The following is a 15,921-nucleotide window of genomic DNA, read 5'->3' as shown; positions in this document are numbered from 1 at the left end:
CTAGAAGTAGTAAGGGAAGTTGGACCAATCCGGATCGCGCTTCTCGAGGAATGCTTCCTTGCCCTCCACGGCTTCGTCCGTCATGTAGGCCAGGCGCGTTGCCTCGCCTGCGAAGACCTGCTGACCAGCAAGGCCGTCGTCGGCCAGGTTGAAGGCGAACTTGAGCATGCGAATGGCCTGAGGAGACTGGCGCGCGATGTCCGCGGCGTACTCCAGGGCCACCTCTTCGAGGCGGTCATGGTCGACAGCTTCGTTGACGGCGCCCATCCGCACCATGTCCGCTGCGGAATACTCACGGGCCAGGAAGAAGATCTCGCGGGCGGCCTTCTGGCCGATCTGGCGGGCGAGCAGCGCCGAGCCATAACCGGCGTCGAAACTTCCCACGGTGGCGTCGGTCTGCTTGAACTTGCCGTGCTCGCGGGAGGCGATAGTCAGGTCGGAGACAACGTGCAGCGAGTGCCCGCCACCGGCTGCCCAGCCGTTGACGACGGCGATGACCACCTTGGGCATGGTCCGCATGAGCCGCTGGACCTCCAGGATGTGCAGGCGGCCGGCCCGGGCGGGATCGATGCTCTCCTGCGTCTCGCCGTCGGCATAGCGGTAGCCGTCCCGGCCGCGGATCCGCTGGTCCCCGCCGGAACAGAAGGAGTGGCCGCCGTCCTTGGGGGAGGGCCCATTGCCGGTGAGGAGCACCGTGGCGACATCCGGGGTCATTCGGGCGTGGTCCATGGCGCGGTAGAGCTCGTCGACGGTGCCGGGACGGAAGGCGTTGCGGACCTCCGGCCGGTTGAAGGCGATCCGGACCGTGGGAAGGTCTTTTGTCACGGAGCCGGCTGCGTCCCGCTCGACTTGCCGGTGGTACGTCATGTCCTGGAAATCGTCGAAACCGGACACGCTGCGCCAGCGCGACGGGTCAAAGACGTCGGATACCTTGGCGGGGAAGTCGTTGCTCACCCTCCGAGTCTAGTAATCCCCTCAGCTGATGCAGAACTCGTTGCCTTCTGGGTCGGCCATGGTGTGCCATTCGTGCGGCCCTTGCTTGGCCGTCCACAGGTATTTCGCGCCCCGGGCTTCCAAGGCGTCGCGGACCTCGTCCTTGTCCTGTCCGTTGAGGCGAACGTCCCAGTGGACGCGGTTCTTGACGGTCTTGTCCTCCGGGACGGTCTGGAACAGGAAGCGCCTGCGGGTGTCCTTGTCCCGGTCTTCCGCCGGACCAATGGCAGCGCCGTCCTTCCACACGAGCTTGCCGTTGTGCGTGGTGGTCTCAGACTCGGTGGCGAATCCCTGATCCACCATGGACCGGATAAACGCCTCGTCCTGGGGCTCCACAATCCAGTCGAGCGTCCCGGCCCACCAGTCGGCCAGGACGTGCGGATTTTTGCAGTCGACTACTACCTGAAAGTTCAGTGCCATGGACTGAACCTACGACGACGGCGCGTGGCAACGGAAGTGCCTAGCGGACAGTTTCGGTCCGGGTTGCCCAACTGACTCGCAGTTGTTGTCGTTATGAGCCCTGAAAACGACACCTACTGCGAGTCAGTTGGGTGGGTTAACCGAGTTCGGTTGGTTAGCCGCCCAGCAGTTGCGGCGGGATCGCGTAGATGAGCAGGAGTGCCAACAGGTTCTTGGTGGCGTGGACGAAGTAGGAGAACATCACATTCTTGCCCGTCCAGACATACACGGCCACCAGGACGGCCCCCATTCCGAGGTAGGGCGCCAGAGCGGGAAGCACCAACCCTTCACGTCCCACCACATGGATGGCTGCGAAGCAGAGTCCTGACAGGACACAACAGACCCAGATGTTCAGGTGGCGGGACAGCTTGCCGATCAATAAATGCCGGAACAGGTATTCCTCCACGAAGGGACCCAGCACCACCAGCAAAGGCACCACGAACCAAGCCGGCAGTTGCTGGACCAGGGACTGGAGGCCCAGTTGGTTCTGCGATTCCTTGGCGGATCCGGTAGCTGACACCAGAACGGCGGTGAGCACCAACATGGCCACGATGGATAGGGGAATCATGGCCAGCGTGAACCACGGGCGCGTGGCCAGAATCAGGAGGTCGCGGGCTATCACGCGCCACGCGGACGCAACCGCGAACAAGCCAACCGACGCATAGAAAGCAAGGTTGATCGCATAGACGGCGGTAGCCGGGTCCGGGAGTATCTGCTGCACGAAGGCTGTCACCGGGGCTGCGGCGAGGCTCAGGACAGCCGCCAATGATGCATAGAGTCCTGCGGCCGCAGCGTCCAGGCCGGTGAAACGGTATAGCCTCCCGGCCGGCGGAATGGTGCCCATGTGTCCAGCGTAGCGCCCCTCTTTGTTGCCCCCGTCACGGTCGACCGGAATCACCGGGTACGATTGTCTTGCCGGATTTACCTTCGACGCTTCCGTGTTTGCGCTACTGATTCGACTCGCCAACAGGCCAAAAGCTCGAATTGCGTGCGCCGAGACGCGTGAAGCCAGGGCCGGTATTTTCCCCAACCCACAAGGAACAGCTGTGCCTCAAAACACCACAACCGACCTTCAGCGCGAGCCGGAAACCCTGGCAGCGCCCAGTACTTCTACAACGTCCGAAAACCTCAGTGCCGAGGGCTACAAGAAGACCCTGAGCGGCCGCCACGTCACCATGATCTCCATGGGCGGCGCCATCGGCGTCGGACTCTTCATGGGTGCCGGCGGGCGGCTGGCCTCCACCGGGCCGGCCCTGATTTTCTCCTACGCCATCGCCGGCGTCATCGCCTACCTGCTCATGCGCGCCCTCGGCGAGCTCATCATGTACCGCCAGACGTCCGGCTCCTTCGTCAGCTACGCCGGCGAAATGTTCGGCAAGAAGGGCGCCTTCCTCTCCGGCTGGATGTACTTCATCAACTGGGGCATGACCGGGATCGCGGAACTGATCGCGATCGGCCTGTACTTCCAGTTCTTCTTCCCCAATGTGCCAGTCGAGGCGTCTGCCATCTCGGCGCTGTTGTTGCTCGTGGCCGTGAACCTGCTCAGCGTCAAGGCGTTCGGCGAATTCGAATTCTGGGCCTCGGTCCTCAAGGTCGGCGCCATCGTGATCTTCTTGGCCGTAGGCACCTTCATGGTGGTCACCAACGCCAAGGTGGGTAACGGCCACGCGTCGGCGGCCAACCTCTTCGACGGCGACGGGGGAATGTTCCCCAAGGGCGCCCTCGTCATGGTCCTCGTCCTGAACGCCGTGATCTTCGCTTACAACGGCATCGAACTCGTCGGCATCACGGCCGGTGAGATGCAGGATCCCAAGCGTGAAGTGCCCAAGGCGATCCGCGCCGTCGTGCTCCGCATCGTGGTCTTCTACGTCGGCTCCGTCCTTCTGCTGGCCATGCTGCTGCCGTCCGACCAGTACAAGGCCGGCGTTTCGCCGTTCGTCACCGTGTTCGGTCAGATGGGCCTTGGCTGGGTGGGCGACGTGATGAACATGATCGTCATCACGGCCGCGCTGTCCTCCTGCAACTCCGGCCTGTACTCGATCGGCCGCGTGTTCCGCACCATGGCCAACAATGGACATGCCCCGCAGTGGCTCACCAAGATGTCCTCGCGCCACGTCCCGTACGCCGCGATCCTGGCCATCGCCGCGTTCTACCTCGTGGGCATCCTGCTGAACATCTGGCTGGGCGGCTCGCATGCCTTTGACCTCGCGCTGAATACTGCGTCCATCGGTGTCATCTTCACCTGGGGGGCCATCTTCGCCAGCCAGATCGCACTGCGCCACCAGAAGGGCAAAATCTCCACCCTTCCGATGCCCGGATCGCCGTGGACCAGCTGGGTGGGCCTCGTTGCCCTCTTGGCCATCACGGTCCTGATTGGCTTCGACACCATGACCAGCAAGACCGGCGAGGTGTTCCTCCTGGGTCTCTGGACCCTGGCCACCATCCCGTTCTTCGCCGTCGTGCTGTGGCTCGGCTGGCAGAAGGTCAAGAACAACGAGCCAAAGAGCGAGCTGTTTAGCTAATTTCCCCCTAAGTAGCCCGACGACGGCGGGCGCCTCCCGCTCCGGGTGCGCCCGCCGTCGTACTTTGTTCAGCCCTCAGCCCTTCAGGTACTTCGCGAAATGGTCCTCGATGCGCTGCCAGGCTTCCGGCGCGGCAGCGGGATCGGGTTTGATGCCCATTACCCGCATCAGTGGCCTCAATGCCCGGGGCCCAACCGGAGTGTCGTTCAAAAAGGCGTGGCCCGCCGTCGGGAATTCCTTGACGTCGTGCTCGATCCCGAGGTCCGTGAGCGCGGCTTCCAACTTGGCGGACGCTCCCCGCAAGGTCCGGTCCTGGCCTCCATAGTTGGCCACCACCGGACATGCCCCCTCCAACGCCTGCTTCAGATCCCGCGGCAATTGGCCATAGTTGACCGAGGCGGCGTCGAAGTCGTCATGGGCCGCGAGCAGGGCGAACGCGCCTCCCATGCAGAACCCGATGACCCCCACCTTTCCCGTGCACCTGGCATCGCCGCGGAGCCAGGACCGTGCCGTGGACAGGTCAGTAAACGCCCGGCCCGTGCGAGACATCAAGGAGCGCATGGTCGCCACGAGGCAGCGCCTCGCGCCGCCGTCGCTATAGAGGTCGACGGCGAGCGTCAGGTAGCCCGCCGCGGCGAGCCGATCTGCGTGGCGGCGCATCATGTCGTCGAGCCCGAAGGCTTCATGGATGAGTACGATGCCGGGGAACGGCCCCTCGCCGTCGGGCTCGGCCAGGTACCCCTGCAGCGTGCGGGAGCCTCCGGCCGCCGCGCTCTCCGTGCTCAAATCGATGTGCACCATGGTGCAATCCTGCCAGACCGCGCAAGTGTCTTGTCGGCTGTTTTTGTCTGCGGTCGCAGTTAGGCTCGATGCATGGACCACAGCACCACTCTCAGCCAGCACGTCAACGCCTCCCGGGAGAAAGTCTGGGCCGTCATCTCTGACATTCCGGGCTCGGCCAGGACCCTCTCGGGCGTGAAAGCGATCCAGATGCTCAGCGAGGGACCCTATGGCGAGGGCACGCGCTGGAAAGAAACACGCGTCATGATGGGCCGGGAGGAAACCGTGGAAATGCAGGTTTCCCAGAGCGATCCGCCGGGCAGCACCACGGTCACGGCGCGGCAGGGCGGCGCGGACTACACCACCCGCTTTACCTTGAAAGAGCACGACGGCGGGACGGAACTGACGTTGTTCTTCGGTGCCGAGGTCCTCAAGCCGACTTTCCTCAGCAAAGTCATGATGGCTGCGTTCGGGAAGCTCGGGATGAGTGTCACGCGTAAGGCGCTCGCGAAGGATCTTGCCGAGATTGCGGCGAAAGCGGAGTCGCTCTAGTGGCGGCGGTCGGCAAGGTGACGGCACCCCGGATTTCCCCGATCAGGCTTGACGAGCTCCGCGACGATCCCGCCCCGGACTTCCAGCGGGGCGAACGGTACGACGGCGTCCGCTTTACCCGCGCAGTGGCTAACGGCGCGGAGTTGAGCGGGGCGGACTTCATCGAGTGCGAATTCAATGGAGTCTCATTCAACGAGGCTGAACTGCGCGGCGCGACCTTCCGCGACTGCATCCTGAACGAGCCCTACGCGCCGGTGTTCACCGCTGCGCGGACCTCGTGGCGTGAAGTGGAGATCAGCAACCCGCGTTGGGGATCCGCGGAGATGTACGAGGGCGCCTGGCATTCGGTGAAGATCGACGGCGGCAAGCTGGACTTCCTGAATCTGCGCGGATCCAAACTTACGGATGTGGTGATCACGGGCTGCATCATCAACGAACTCGACCTCGGGGCATGTACCGCGACGCGCATGGTGCTCAAGGACTGCACCATCGGGACGCTGGATGTCACGGGGGCCAAGCTCAAGGATGTGGACCTGCGTGGCTCGGATTTCCGGACGATCAATGGACTTGGCGGACTGTCCGGCGTGGTCATTGACGACTATCAGCTCAGCCTGATGGCTCCGCTTCTGGCAGGGCATCTGGGGATCCGGGTGATCTGAGTGAAACAACGGCCCCGCCAGGTGGCGGCGGTTGACCCGGTTGCACTTGACGGTGTCGCAGCTGACCACGCGGCAGTTGACCACATGGCGGCGCCGTGTAATCTTTATAGAACGAACGGTCGGTAAATTATTCACCGGCCCCGCTCCCTTCGCGAAGGATGTTCTCATGGTCGAGGCTTTTCTTGTTGGCGGTGCCCGCACCCCTGTAGGCCGGTATGGCGGAGCGCTTTCCGCGGTCCGTCCTGATGACCTGGCAGCCCTCGTGATCCGCGAAGCCGTGGCCCGGGCCGGCGTCGACCCCGACGCCATTGATGAAGTCATCCTGGGCAACGCCAACGGTGCCGGCGAGGAAAACCGGAACGTTGCCCGGATGGCCACCCTCTTGGCGGGACTTCCCCTCCACATCCCCGGCATCACGGTCAACCGCCTGTGTGCCTCCGGCATGAGCGCCATCATCATGGCCAGCCACATGATCAAGGCCGGCGCAGCGGACATCGTGGTGGCCGGCGGCGTCGAGTCCATGAGCCGGGCCCCTTGGGTGCAGGAGAAGCCCTCAACAGCCTTCGCCAAGCCGGGCCAAATCTTCGACACCTCCATCGGTTGGCGCTTCGCCAACCCGCTTTTCACCAAGGGCGAGTTGTCCCGCGGCGGCAAAATGACCTACTCCATGCCGGAAACTGCTGAGGAAGTTGCCCGGGTGGACGGCATCTCCCGCGAGGACGCCGACGCTTTCGCCGTCCGCTCGCACGAACGCGCGCTTGCTGCGATCGCCGGCGGCCGCTTCAAGGACGAGATCGTGCCGGTCACAGTGAAGACCCGCAAGGGCGAAACACTGGTAGACACCGACGAAGGCCCTCGCGAGGGAACCACGATGGAGGTTCTCGCCGGTCTCCGTCCCGTGGTTGCCGGTGGCTCCGTTGTTACTGCCGGCAACTCCTCCACGCTCAACGACGGCGCGTCCGCCATCATCGTCGCTTCGGAGGCTGCCATCGAAAAGTTCGGCCTCACGCCACGTGCCCGCATCATCGACGGCGGCTCGGCCGGCTGCGAACCGGAAATCATGGGAATCGGCCCGGTCCCCGCTACCCAGAAGATCCTGGGCCGTTCCGGACTCACCGTCGGCGAGCTTGGCGCCGTCGAACTCAATGAAGCTTTTGCGACGCAATCGCTCGCGAGCATGCGGCGTCTGGGCCTGGACCCGGACATCGTGAACACCGACGGCGGCGCGATCTCCCTGGGGCACCCGCTGGGTTCCAGCGGCTCGCGTATTGCCATCACCCTGCTGGGCCGCATGGAGCGGGAGCTCGCAGGCGCAACCAACGGGCGGAAGATCGGCCTCGCAACGATGTGCATCGGCGTCGGGCAGGGCGCCGCCATCCTTCTGGAAGGCATGTAATGGCTTTGGACGCCGGAGAATTCGGAACCCTGCTCATCGAGGAACGCGAGGACCGTGTCACTGTCCTCCTGAACCGGCCCGAGGTCCGCAACGCGATCGACCAGCAGATGGTGGACGAACTCCACCAGGTGTGCGATTACCTTGAGCGTGAGCCGAAGATCCTGATCATTGCCGGCGTAGAAGGCGTGTTTGCGTCGGGCGCGGACATCGGCCAGTTGAGGGAACGCCGGCGTGACGACGCCCTGCGCGGCATCAACTCCACCATCTTTGTCCGGATCGCCAAGCTGCCCATGCCCGTCATCGCGGCCTTGGACGGCTACTGTCTGGGCGGCGGGGCCGAGCTCGCCTACGCCGCAGACTTCCGCATCGGTACGCCCAGCTTGCGGATCGGCAACCCGGAAACCGGGCTGGGCATCATGGCCGCGGCCGGGGCCACGTGGCGCCTCAAGGAACTCGTGGGGGAGCCGATCGCCAAGGAAATCCTTCTGGCCGGTGCTGTCCTCCGTGCCGAGGAAGCCCTGCGGATCAACCTCATCACCCAGATCCATGAAGCCCCGGTGCTCATGGAAGCTGCCCACAACCTGGCTGACCGGATCGGCCGCCAGGACCCCTTGGCGGTGCGGATCACCAAGTCGGTCTTCCACGCTCCGGCCGAGGCGCACCCCGTGATCGACACCCTGGCCCAGGGCATGCTCTTTGAATCCCAAGCCAAGTTCGACCGCATGCAGGCGTTCCTCGACAAGAAGAAGCGCAGCGACAACCCAGACAGGACCCGGAAATGACAGCAGTCCCCGCAATCCCACATGTTGTCGGTGTCCTCGGCGGCGGACGCATGGGTGCCGGCATAGCCCACGCCTTTTTGACCAAGGGCGCTACGGTGATCGTCGTGGAGCGCGATCACGAAGCTGCGGCCGGTGCGCAGGGTCGCGTCGCTGAAGCTGTGGCCAAGTCCGCTGCCCGCGGCACCCTGACCGAGACCGCGGACGAAGTATTGTCCCGGTTCAGCACCTCCACCGACTACGACTCCTTTGTTCACTGCGGGCTCGTTGTGGAGGCCGTACCCGAGGATTACGAGCTCAAGGTTGCGGCCCTCAAGTCTGTGGAGGAACACCTCTCCGCGGAAGCGTTCCTGGCCTCGAACACCTCGTCCCTCTCGGTCACCGGCCTCGCTTCGCAGCTCCGGAGGCCAGCTAATTTCGTGGGCCTGCACTTTTTCAATCCCGTCCCGGCCTCCACGCTCATCGAGGTGGTCCTGGCCAGGGAGACCTCGCCCGAGCTTGCTGCCACAGCGAAAACCTGGACCGAGGCACTCGGCAAGACCGCCGTCGTCGTCAATGACGCTCCGGGCTTCGCGTCCTCGCGGCTGGGCGTCGCGATCGCCCTGGAGGCGATGCGAATGGTGGAAGAAGGCGTGGCGTCGGCGGAGGACATCGACGCCGCCATGGTGCTCGGTTACAAACACCCCACCGGACCGCTGAAGACCACGGATATCGTGGGCCTGGATGTGCGCCTCGGCATTGCCGAATACCTGCATTCGACGCTGGGGGAGCGCTTCGCACCACCCCAGATCCTGCGCGACAAGGTTGCCCGCGGCGAACTGGGGCGCAAGACCGGCAAGGGCTTCTTCGACTGGACAGACTGAGCCTCGGGCCTCCCAACTAGCTCGCATTAGTTGTCGTTTTGAGCCCTCATAACGACAACTACTGCGAGTTACTTGGGGATCCAGCCCCGGCCCAAAAGCACGGCACGAACTTTCGCGACGGCGGACCGCGCCTCCTTCTCCATGTGCCGTTTGGAGATCCTGACCAAGTGCCAGCCCGCACGGGAGAAGTCCTCTTCGCGGGCGATGTCCCGGACTATCTGGTCCGGCTCGGAATGCGGCTCGCCGTCGTATTCGACCGCCACGCGGTGTTCCGGATAGGCCAGATCCGGTTGACGTGCGACGCCGGCACTTAGCTCAGTAGCTACGTTCAGCTGCGGTTCCGGCAGTCCGGCGTTTTCAAGGGCCAGCCGGAGCCGCGTTTCGGGGGCCGAGTCTGAGCCGATCCGAGCCTGTTCGAGGGCCAGGCGCGCCTTCCGGATCCCAGGCGTTCCTTTGTGCCGGTCCAGCATGTCGGCCAATTGTTCCAATGTCGCGTACGGCTCTGTCCGGCCTTCAAACTCTGGCCGAGGGATCCGCACCAGATGGTCAGCCACAACGGTCAGTTCGACCACACTCATCTTCCTGGACACATCAAGCCAGGTCCGGGTGCGCGTGGTGACGAGGACACCGTCAAGACTGGTGATTTCGTCATCGAAGAATTGTCCCACATGTCCCACCACTCCGGTTCGTCGCGGAATCGCCATGGTGTCCGGGCGCGAAATGTGGATGCGCGGATCATCGCCGCCCGGCAGGAACCCTGGGAATGACCACAGCGAGAAGGCTGTGGCGTGAGATGCAGCTGAGAACTCGGTCACTGCGGTGAATGGCCGGACGACGAGCGGCAAACTGGCGTCCTTTGGTTGCTCTTGGGCAAAGGCTTGATCCGGAATCCTGATGCCCCGGCTTGGCGAGGGCAGCGATCGGTGCCGCAACCGCCGTCGGCTCACGCCGGCGTCGACCGCTTCCTGAAACGTAAACGGAGTACACGCCAGCAGCGCAGGCAAGGGTTGCGGGGTCCTCATCGCATTATCGTTGCAAATCCTGGAACGCCATTTTGAGTTATCCACAGGCACGCTCCTCGGATCCCCAACTGACTCGCATTTGTTGTCGTTTTCAGGCCTCAAAACGACAACAAATGCGAGCCAGTTGGGTCGGTTAGGCTAGCCGGGTGACTCTCATTGCACCTGTAACCCTGGATGGCCGCTTCGTAACCTTGGAACCGCTGAGCACCGAGCACCACGATGGCTTGGTGGACGCCGCCAAGGACGGCGAGTTGTGGAAGCTTTGGTACACCTCCGTGCCGTCGCCTGAAGGCATGGCTGCGGAGATCGGCCGCCGGCTCGCGCTGCAGGAGCAGGGATCCATGCTGCCATTCGCTACGCGGTTGAAGGCGGGCGGCAAGCTGATCGGCATGACCACCTACATGAACATTGACGCTGCCACCCCGCGCGTCGAGATCGGCTCCACGTGGAACGCCGCCTCTGCACACGGCAGCGGCAGTAACCCCGATTCCAAGCTGTTGCTCCTCCGCCATGCCTTCGAAACCCTTGGCTGCCCCGCCGTCGAATTCCGCACGCACTGGCTCAACCACCAATCGCGTGAGGCCATCGCCCGGCTGGGCGCCAAACAGGACGGCGTGCTCCGCAACCACTCGCGCACGGTGGACGGAGTACTACGCGACACGGTGGTGTTCTCCATCCTCGAACACGAATGGCCCGCCGTCCGTACCGGCCTGGAGTTCAGGCTCGCGAAGCGGTCCTGAGGTCGAGAGCCCGAGCGCGGCACCCGGCGAGGGGCCCGCGGGCAGCGCCAACTACTTCTTGAGGGCGCTGTTGACCGCCGTCCGGTACCCCTGGGAGTAGCCGGCGTCGTTCGGATGGAAGTTCTCCAAAGCGAGCGCAGGCGGATCCAAGGGCGATGGCTGGGTGTAGTGGATCCACGGATTATTGGAACCAATTCCGTGCCCAGTGAATCGCTCCGTCACGCTGACGTAGCCCACACCTGCGGCGGAGGCGGCGCCGGCAATGGTCGCATTCAGCTGGTCAGCCATTCCGTTCAACGTGGTGGCCAGCTGTTTTTGCGTGGGAGGCATCTTGGGGCCGACGGTGAAGAGTCGAGGGTAGCCCGTCAGCACGATGTCGGCGTTGGGTGCCTTCTGCCGGATGGACTGCACCAAGGCGACGATGTTGCCGGGCAGCGCGGGTAGGGCATTCCCCACATTTTGCACGGCCGAAGCACACGCCAGGGCGTCGCCGCTGGTGCAGGCCACCGCCACGGCTCCCGTGCCGACGTCGTTGCCGCCCACCGTGACCGAGACCTCGGTGGCGGATCCCAACGCGATTGCTGCAGGGTCGGTGGGGGCGAGGTTGTCCAGGCCCGCCTTGACGCTAAGCGACGTGGCGCCGAAGCAACCCAGATTGAGGCCGCCCAAAAGAGCTGGGTAGCCGTCCAGGCTTTGGTGGCAGGCAGGCAACGAGGCCGGGGCCGGGCTGCTGCCGCCCGTCCCGGCGGCATAGGAATCGCCGAGAGCTACATAGACATCGGCCGGTTTCGCCGTGACAGGGTTCGCTTGGGCCGGTCCAGTTCCGAGGCCGGCCACGAGTGCGACGGCGGCGAGCGCCCCACCCAGTAGGCGGCCGTGGCGGCGCCGCGGATTTGCTGTATGCATTACTTTTATCCCCCTCTTGTCGGTCTGCAGTGCCGCCTTGGCGGCGCGGGCCATCCCTGCCCCAGCAGTCTTGCGGCCCAGACTACGCGAGCCACGCGCCCGCGGCTACGAAAAAAGGCTTGGTTCTTCCATTCGGTTTAGGTCCGGCCACGCACCCGGCACGTCCTGCCACTGGCTTCCACGCGTCCGCTCTCCTTCGCCGGACGCGGCTACACTTTTGAAGGCAACAAGTGCCGAAGATCCACTCCTCCGGAAGCAGTCCTTGATGGTCGAACAACTGATGGCCTTTGCGCTGACGTGCGTCGTCGTGGTCCTCGTTCCCGGCCCTGATTTTGCGCTTGTGCTGAAAAATGCGCCCCGCGGACCCGGATCAGCGGCAACCACCGCAATCGGAATCATGGTGGGCAACACGATCCTTGCTCTTCTTGCCGTGCTCGGCGTCACGGCGCTGTTAGGGGCGTCGGAAGTTCTTGGCAACGCCATTAGGATCGCCGGTGCTGCGTACTTGCTCTATCTGGGGACCCGCGCTCTGCTGGAGGCCTTCGGCCGCCCCCGCAGTCAACCTATGGCGCCGGAACCCAGGTTTGGATTTCGAGCAAACTCACCATTCCTGCAAGGAATGGTGAGCAATCTGCTCAACCCCAAGGTCGCAGTGTTCTATCTGTCCCTTTTTCCTCAATTCAATCTCGCACCGCTTCCCCCTCTGGGACAGCACGCGTTAATGGCGGGCATCTTTCTGCTCACCGCGTTGGCGTGGTACGTCGTGCTGGTACATGCGCTCAAGAAGATCTCCACGGCACTGGCCCGTCCCCGCGTGAATCGGATCATCACTGGTGGATCCGGGACGGTCCTGATCGGCGTCGGCGGCACAATCCTGACGAAATCCCTCGCCTCCACCTAACGGTCCGCCAGACGTGGCGGCATCTTCGCGACCCTCGCTCACATCATCTGCGGGAGGGTCGGCCGGGAGGGGTCGATATCTGCAGGAGCGTCGGCGGGGAGTCGACGTTCCAAACCCTCGCTCGCATATATCGGCCTTTTGCGCGACCCTCGCTCACATCCGGGTCGTGTGGTTAGCTGTCCGGTATGGATGGGATCTCAACCGCCGCCAAGCAACGAGGCGTCCATTGGGACGGTGCCGTGAACGCCTGGCGCATCGCCGGAAGCGTGTACCGGATGGGCAGGCGGGAATGGCTCACCGAAGCTGGTTGGCAGCAAATGTACGACGCCGGCATCCGCACTGTGATCGACTTGCGGACCGCGCGTGAGCAGCAGCCCAGGGAAGTCGATCCCGCGGTATCCGCGCAGGCGACTGCACGCTTTGACATCGTTCGTTGCCCCACCGAGGACCCGGAGAACAAAGAGTTCACGGAGCGCTTTGGCCCGTACCTGAAGGACCCTGCCCACTACGCCGACTATGTGCGGCTCTTCCCGGACAGGCTTGCGGTGGTCTTCAAGGCCATCGCCGCGGCGACAGGCGGGGTAGTGGTGCATTGCGCGGCCGGGCGGGACCGCAGCGGAGTCGTCGCCGTGATGCTGCAGAACCTGGCAGGGGCAAGCGACGAGGAAATCGTGCGTGGTTACCAGCAGGGGATGCGCGGTATCAACGAGCGCCACCGGTATCATCGAGCCCCACATGCCCATGACGCCTTTCTTGAGGAAGAAGCGCTAGAAGCCATGCTGGCCATACGCACGGCCAGCCTCCTCGTATTCGCGCACTCCATCAATACCGCCGCTTTCCTGGCGGCAAACGGCGTTTCCGAGGCCGAAATCGGCGCCGTCCGTACCAAGCTCGGGAGCCGGGCGGGCTAACGGGGGTAACCACGCGCCGTCGTGACCTTCTTTGATGTCGGAAAGCGCTGACGACACGGCGAGTCGCCAATCCTGGGCGTCAAAACGCGTCAAAGAAGGGGAAAACGAAGCCAGTCCGAAGAAACATCTGGTGTGCAGATCGGGGCTCTCATGTATTCTGGGGATATTACCGAACGGCCGGTCAGTAATTTGCGGCCGTTCAGTCCATTTCGTGCCCGTGCCTTGGAAGGACCCGTCGACGATGACCAGTACCGCAGTCGCTCCGGAAGCCACAGTTGTTGAAACCGTGCCCAGTTTCGTCCAGGGCGAGTGGTGGACCCCCCGCGCCGACGCCTCCGCGGGCGTGCCCGTCCGCGACGCCAGCACGGGCGAGCTCCTCGCAACGGTCAACACCGACGGACTGGACCTTGCCGGCGTCGTGAACTACGGCCGCACGGTGGGCCAGCGCGAGCTCGGCAAGCTCACCTTCCACCAGCGCGCCCTCAAGCTCAAGGAGCTGGCCCAGTACCTCAACGGCCGTCGCGAGGAGTTCTACACGTCCTCATTCAAGACCGGCGCCACCAAGATCGACTCGATGGTGGACATCGACGGCGGCATCGGCGTTCTCTTCACCTTTGGCTCCAAGGGCCGCCGCGAACTGCCAAACTCGCGGGTTGTAGTGGACGGTCCCATGGAAATCCTGTCCAAGGATGGCTCCTTCGCCGGCGAGCACATCTACACCCGCATCCCGGGGGTCGCCGCGCAGATCAACGCCTTCAACTTCCCCGTCTGGGGCATGCTCGAAAAGTTCGCGCCCGCATTCATCGCCGGCGTCCCCACCATCGTCAAGCCGGCCACCCCCACCGGTTACGTGGCCGCCGTCGTGGTCAAGGCGATCGTGGAGTCCGGGATCCTGCCCGAAGGCTCGCTGCAGCTCATCTCGGGATCCGCCCGGAACTTGCTGGACCATCTCGATTACCGCGACATTCTTGCCTTCACCGGTTCGGCATCCACCGCCAACTCGCTGAAGTCCCACGTCAACGTGGTCCAGGGTGGCGTCCGCTTCACCTCGGAAACGGACTCGCTCAACGCCGCCATCCTCGGACCCGACGCAGTCCCCGGCACCCCCGAGTTCGACGCCTTCATCAAGTCTGTCGTCACCGAAATGACGGTCAAGGCCGGGCAGAAGTGCACCTCGATCCGCCGCACCATCGTGCCGCAGGCCTTGGTGTCCGACGTCGTCTCCGCCATCGGCGCGCGGGTGGACGAGCGCGTCGTCGTCGGTGACCCCCGCGCGGAGGGCGTCACGATGGGCGCCCTCGCGTCCCTCGAGCAACTCGCCGACGTTCGCGCGGCAGTGCAGTCAATGCTCGACGCCGGTGGGGAGCTTGCGTACGGGGCGCTCGATTCGCCGTCGGTCACCTCGCTCGACGGCACCGTTGGTGTCGTTGAGGGCGGAGCATTCATGTCGCCGGTCGTCCTGAGTTGGGCTGACGCGGACTCGGAAGCTGTCCACTCGCTCGAGGCGTTCGGTCCGGTGTCGTCCGTGATCGGGTACACGGACCTCGACGACGCCGTCCGCCTCGCCGCCCGCGGTGGCGGCTCCCTGGTGGCCTCCGTATGCACCAACGATCCCGCTATTGCCCGCGAATTGGTGACCGGAATCGCGGCGCACCACGGGCGGGTCCTGATGCTCAACCGGGAGGACGCCCGATCGTCAACCGGGCATGGTTCGCCCGTGCCGCACCTGGTCCACGGCGGACCGGGCCGTGCCGGTGGCGGCGAAGAACTCGGCGGTATCCGCTCGGTCATGCACCATATGCAGCGCACCGCCATTCAAGGCTCGCCGAACATGCTCACTGCCGTGACCGGCGTCTGGCACGCAGGCGCGGACCGCAACTTTACGGTGGAGACGGAAGGAACGCACCCGTTCCGGAAGTCCCTGGCGACTTTGCGGATCGGCGACGCTGTGCGGTCTGGACTACGGCAGGTCACCCTCGAAGACATCACCGCCTTCGCCAACTCCACGGGCGACACCTTCTACGCCCACACCAACCAGGCAGCAGCCGAGGCGAACCCGTTCTTCCCGGGAATCGTGGCGCACGGATACCTGCTGCTGAGCTGGGCCGCCGGACTGTTCGTGGAGCCCGCTCCGGGGCCCGTCCTGGCCAACTACGGCCTGGAGAACCTGCGCCTCGTCAAGCCCGTGCCGGCAGGGGATTCGATCCGCGTCACCCTGACAGCTAAGAAGATCACCCCGCGCGAAACCGACGAGTACGGCGAAGTAGCCTGGGATGCCGTCCTGACCAACCAGAACGACGAAATCGTCGCCACGTACGACGTCCTGACCCTCGTGGAGAAGTAACCCTCCCCCTTCCCCTCCCACCCCGACGCTCGCTCACGTTTTTCGGGTTTCCTGCGGACGCTCGCTCACGTTTGTGGGTGTTTGCCACCGCGTC

The 15,921-nt window shown here is 64.3% G+C and carries 16 protein-coding genes; 10 read left to right on the top strand and 6 right to left on the bottom strand.

Annotated features, from left to right (window positions below; genetic code table 11):
• The 3 genes from OOZ51_RS04700 to OOZ51_RS04690 all read right to left on the bottom strand — a co-directional run bounded on the left by OOZ51_RS04700 (nucleotide 1) and on the right by OOZ51_RS04690 (nucleotide 2,296).
• The gene (locus OOZ51_RS04700; protein ID WP_265977822.1) at nucleotides 1-954 is read right to left on the bottom strand and encodes a 1,4-dihydroxy-2-naphthoyl-CoA synthase; all 954 of its coding nucleotides are present in this window, start codon (nucleotides 952-954) and stop codon (nucleotides 1-3) included.
• Between the two features lie 21 nt (nucleotides 955-975).
• Nucleotides 976-1,413 (bottom strand): VOC family protein, encoded by a 438-nt coding sequence (locus tag OOZ51_RS04695; protein WP_265977821.1) that lies wholly within the window; start codon nucleotides 1,411-1,413, stop codon nucleotides 976-978.
• 154 nt (nucleotides 1,414-1,567) lie between these two features.
• Entirely contained in the window at nucleotides 1,568-2,296 is a 729-nt protein-coding gene (locus tag OOZ51_RS04690) for a CPBP family intramembrane glutamic endopeptidase (protein WP_265977819.1), read from the bottom strand.
• A gap of 202 nt (nucleotides 2,297-2,498) precedes the next feature.
• Between OOZ51_RS04690 and OOZ51_RS04685 the strand changes: the two genes are divergently transcribed.
• Nucleotides 2,499-3,974 carry an amino acid permease gene (locus OOZ51_RS04685; RefSeq protein WP_265977818.1) on the top strand — a complete coding sequence of 492 codons (1,476 nt, stop codon included), beginning with the start codon at nucleotides 2,499-2,501 and terminating at the stop codon, nucleotides 3,972-3,974.
• A gap of 75 nt (nucleotides 3,975-4,049) precedes the next feature.
• Here OOZ51_RS04685 and OOZ51_RS04680 read toward each other — a convergent pair whose 3' ends face one another.
• Entirely contained in the window at nucleotides 4,050-4,775 is a 726-nt protein-coding gene (locus OOZ51_RS04680) for a dienelactone hydrolase family protein (protein ID WP_265977817.1), read from the bottom strand.
• 72 nt (nucleotides 4,776-4,847) lie between these two features.
• Here OOZ51_RS04680 and OOZ51_RS04675 point away from each other — a divergent pair, with 72 nt between their 5' ends.
• The 5 genes from OOZ51_RS04675 (at nucleotide 4,848) to OOZ51_RS04655 (ending at nucleotide 9,003) form a co-directional block, all read left to right on the top strand.
• The gene (locus OOZ51_RS04675) at nucleotides 4,848-5,306 is read left to right on the top strand and encodes an SRPBCC family protein (protein ID WP_265977815.1); all 459 of its coding nucleotides are present in this window, start codon (nucleotides 4,848-4,850) and stop codon (nucleotides 5,304-5,306) included.
• Nucleotides 5,306-5,965 carry a pentapeptide repeat-containing protein gene (locus OOZ51_RS04670; RefSeq protein ID WP_265977814.1) on the top strand — a complete coding sequence of 220 codons (660 nt, stop codon included), beginning with the start codon at nucleotides 5,306-5,308 and terminating at the stop codon, nucleotides 5,963-5,965. The genes OOZ51_RS04675 and OOZ51_RS04670 overlap by 1 nt, the downstream gene beginning before the upstream one ends.
• Before the next feature lie 166 nt (nucleotides 5,966-6,131).
• On the top strand, nucleotides 6,132-7,361 hold the full coding sequence (locus OOZ51_RS04665; RefSeq protein WP_265977813.1) for a thiolase family protein: 1,230 nt from the start codon (nucleotides 6,132-6,134) through the stop codon (nucleotides 7,359-7,361).
• Nucleotides 7,361-8,143 carry an enoyl-CoA hydratase/isomerase family protein gene (locus OOZ51_RS04660; RefSeq protein ID WP_265977812.1) on the top strand — a complete coding sequence of 261 codons (783 nt, stop codon included), beginning with the start codon at nucleotides 7,361-7,363 and terminating at the stop codon, nucleotides 8,141-8,143. Before OOZ51_RS04665 ends, OOZ51_RS04660 begins: the two co-directional genes overlap by 1 nt.
• A complete protein-coding gene (locus OOZ51_RS04655) occupies nucleotides 8,140-9,003 on the top strand; it encodes a 3-hydroxyacyl-CoA dehydrogenase family protein (RefSeq protein WP_265977811.1) in 864 nt (287 codons plus the stop codon). Before OOZ51_RS04660 ends, OOZ51_RS04655 begins: the two co-directional genes overlap by 4 nt.
• A gap of 68 nt (nucleotides 9,004-9,071) precedes the next feature.
• Here OOZ51_RS04655 and OOZ51_RS04650 read toward each other — a convergent pair whose 3' ends face one another.
• Nucleotides 9,072-10,025 carry an endonuclease domain-containing protein gene (locus tag OOZ51_RS04650; protein WP_265977810.1) on the bottom strand — a complete coding sequence of 318 codons (954 nt, stop codon included), beginning with the start codon at nucleotides 10,023-10,025 and terminating at the stop codon, nucleotides 9,072-9,074.
• A gap of 146 nt (nucleotides 10,026-10,171) precedes the next feature.
• Here OOZ51_RS04650 and OOZ51_RS04645 point away from each other — a divergent pair, with 146 nt between their 5' ends.
• A complete protein-coding gene (locus tag OOZ51_RS04645; RefSeq protein WP_265977809.1) occupies nucleotides 10,172-10,765 on the top strand; it encodes a GNAT family N-acetyltransferase in 594 nt (197 codons plus the stop codon).
• Nucleotides 10,766-10,816: 51 nt separating this feature from the next.
• On the opposite strand, the gene OOZ51_RS04640 is transcribed toward OOZ51_RS04645, so the two are convergent.
• Complete coding sequence (locus OOZ51_RS04640) at nucleotides 10,817-11,671, bottom strand: SGNH/GDSL hydrolase family protein (RefSeq protein ID WP_265977807.1); 855 nt, start codon at nucleotides 11,669-11,671, stop codon at nucleotides 10,817-10,819.
• A gap of 265 nt (nucleotides 11,672-11,936) precedes the next feature.
• Between OOZ51_RS04640 and OOZ51_RS04635 the strand changes: the two genes are divergently transcribed.
• The 3 genes from OOZ51_RS04635 to paaZ all read left to right on the top strand — a co-directional run bounded on the left by OOZ51_RS04635 (nucleotide 11,937) and on the right by paaZ (nucleotide 15,827).
• Nucleotides 11,937-12,572 (top strand): LysE family translocator, encoded by a 636-nt coding sequence (locus tag OOZ51_RS04635; RefSeq protein WP_265977806.1) that lies wholly within the window; start codon nucleotides 11,937-11,939, stop codon nucleotides 12,570-12,572.
• 185 nt (nucleotides 12,573-12,757) lie between these two features.
• Entirely contained in the window at nucleotides 12,758-13,483 is a 726-nt protein-coding gene (locus tag OOZ51_RS04630) for a tyrosine-protein phosphatase (protein WP_265977805.1), read from the top strand.
• Between the two features lie 241 nt (nucleotides 13,484-13,724).
• Nucleotides 13,725-15,827 carry a phenylacetic acid degradation bifunctional protein PaaZ gene (gene paaZ, locus OOZ51_RS04625; RefSeq protein WP_265977804.1) on the top strand — a complete coding sequence of 701 codons (2,103 nt, stop codon included), beginning with the start codon at nucleotides 13,725-13,727 and terminating at the stop codon, nucleotides 15,825-15,827.
• Nucleotides 15,828-15,921: the final 94 nt, after the last annotated feature.

The organism is Arthrobacter rhizophilus, from assembly GCF_026241105.1.
GTDB lineage: Bacteria > Actinomycetota > Actinomycetes > Actinomycetales > Micrococcaceae > Arthrobacter.
Note: the sequence above shows the minus strand (reverse complement) of the source record. Positions and strands in the feature narration are given on the sequence as shown.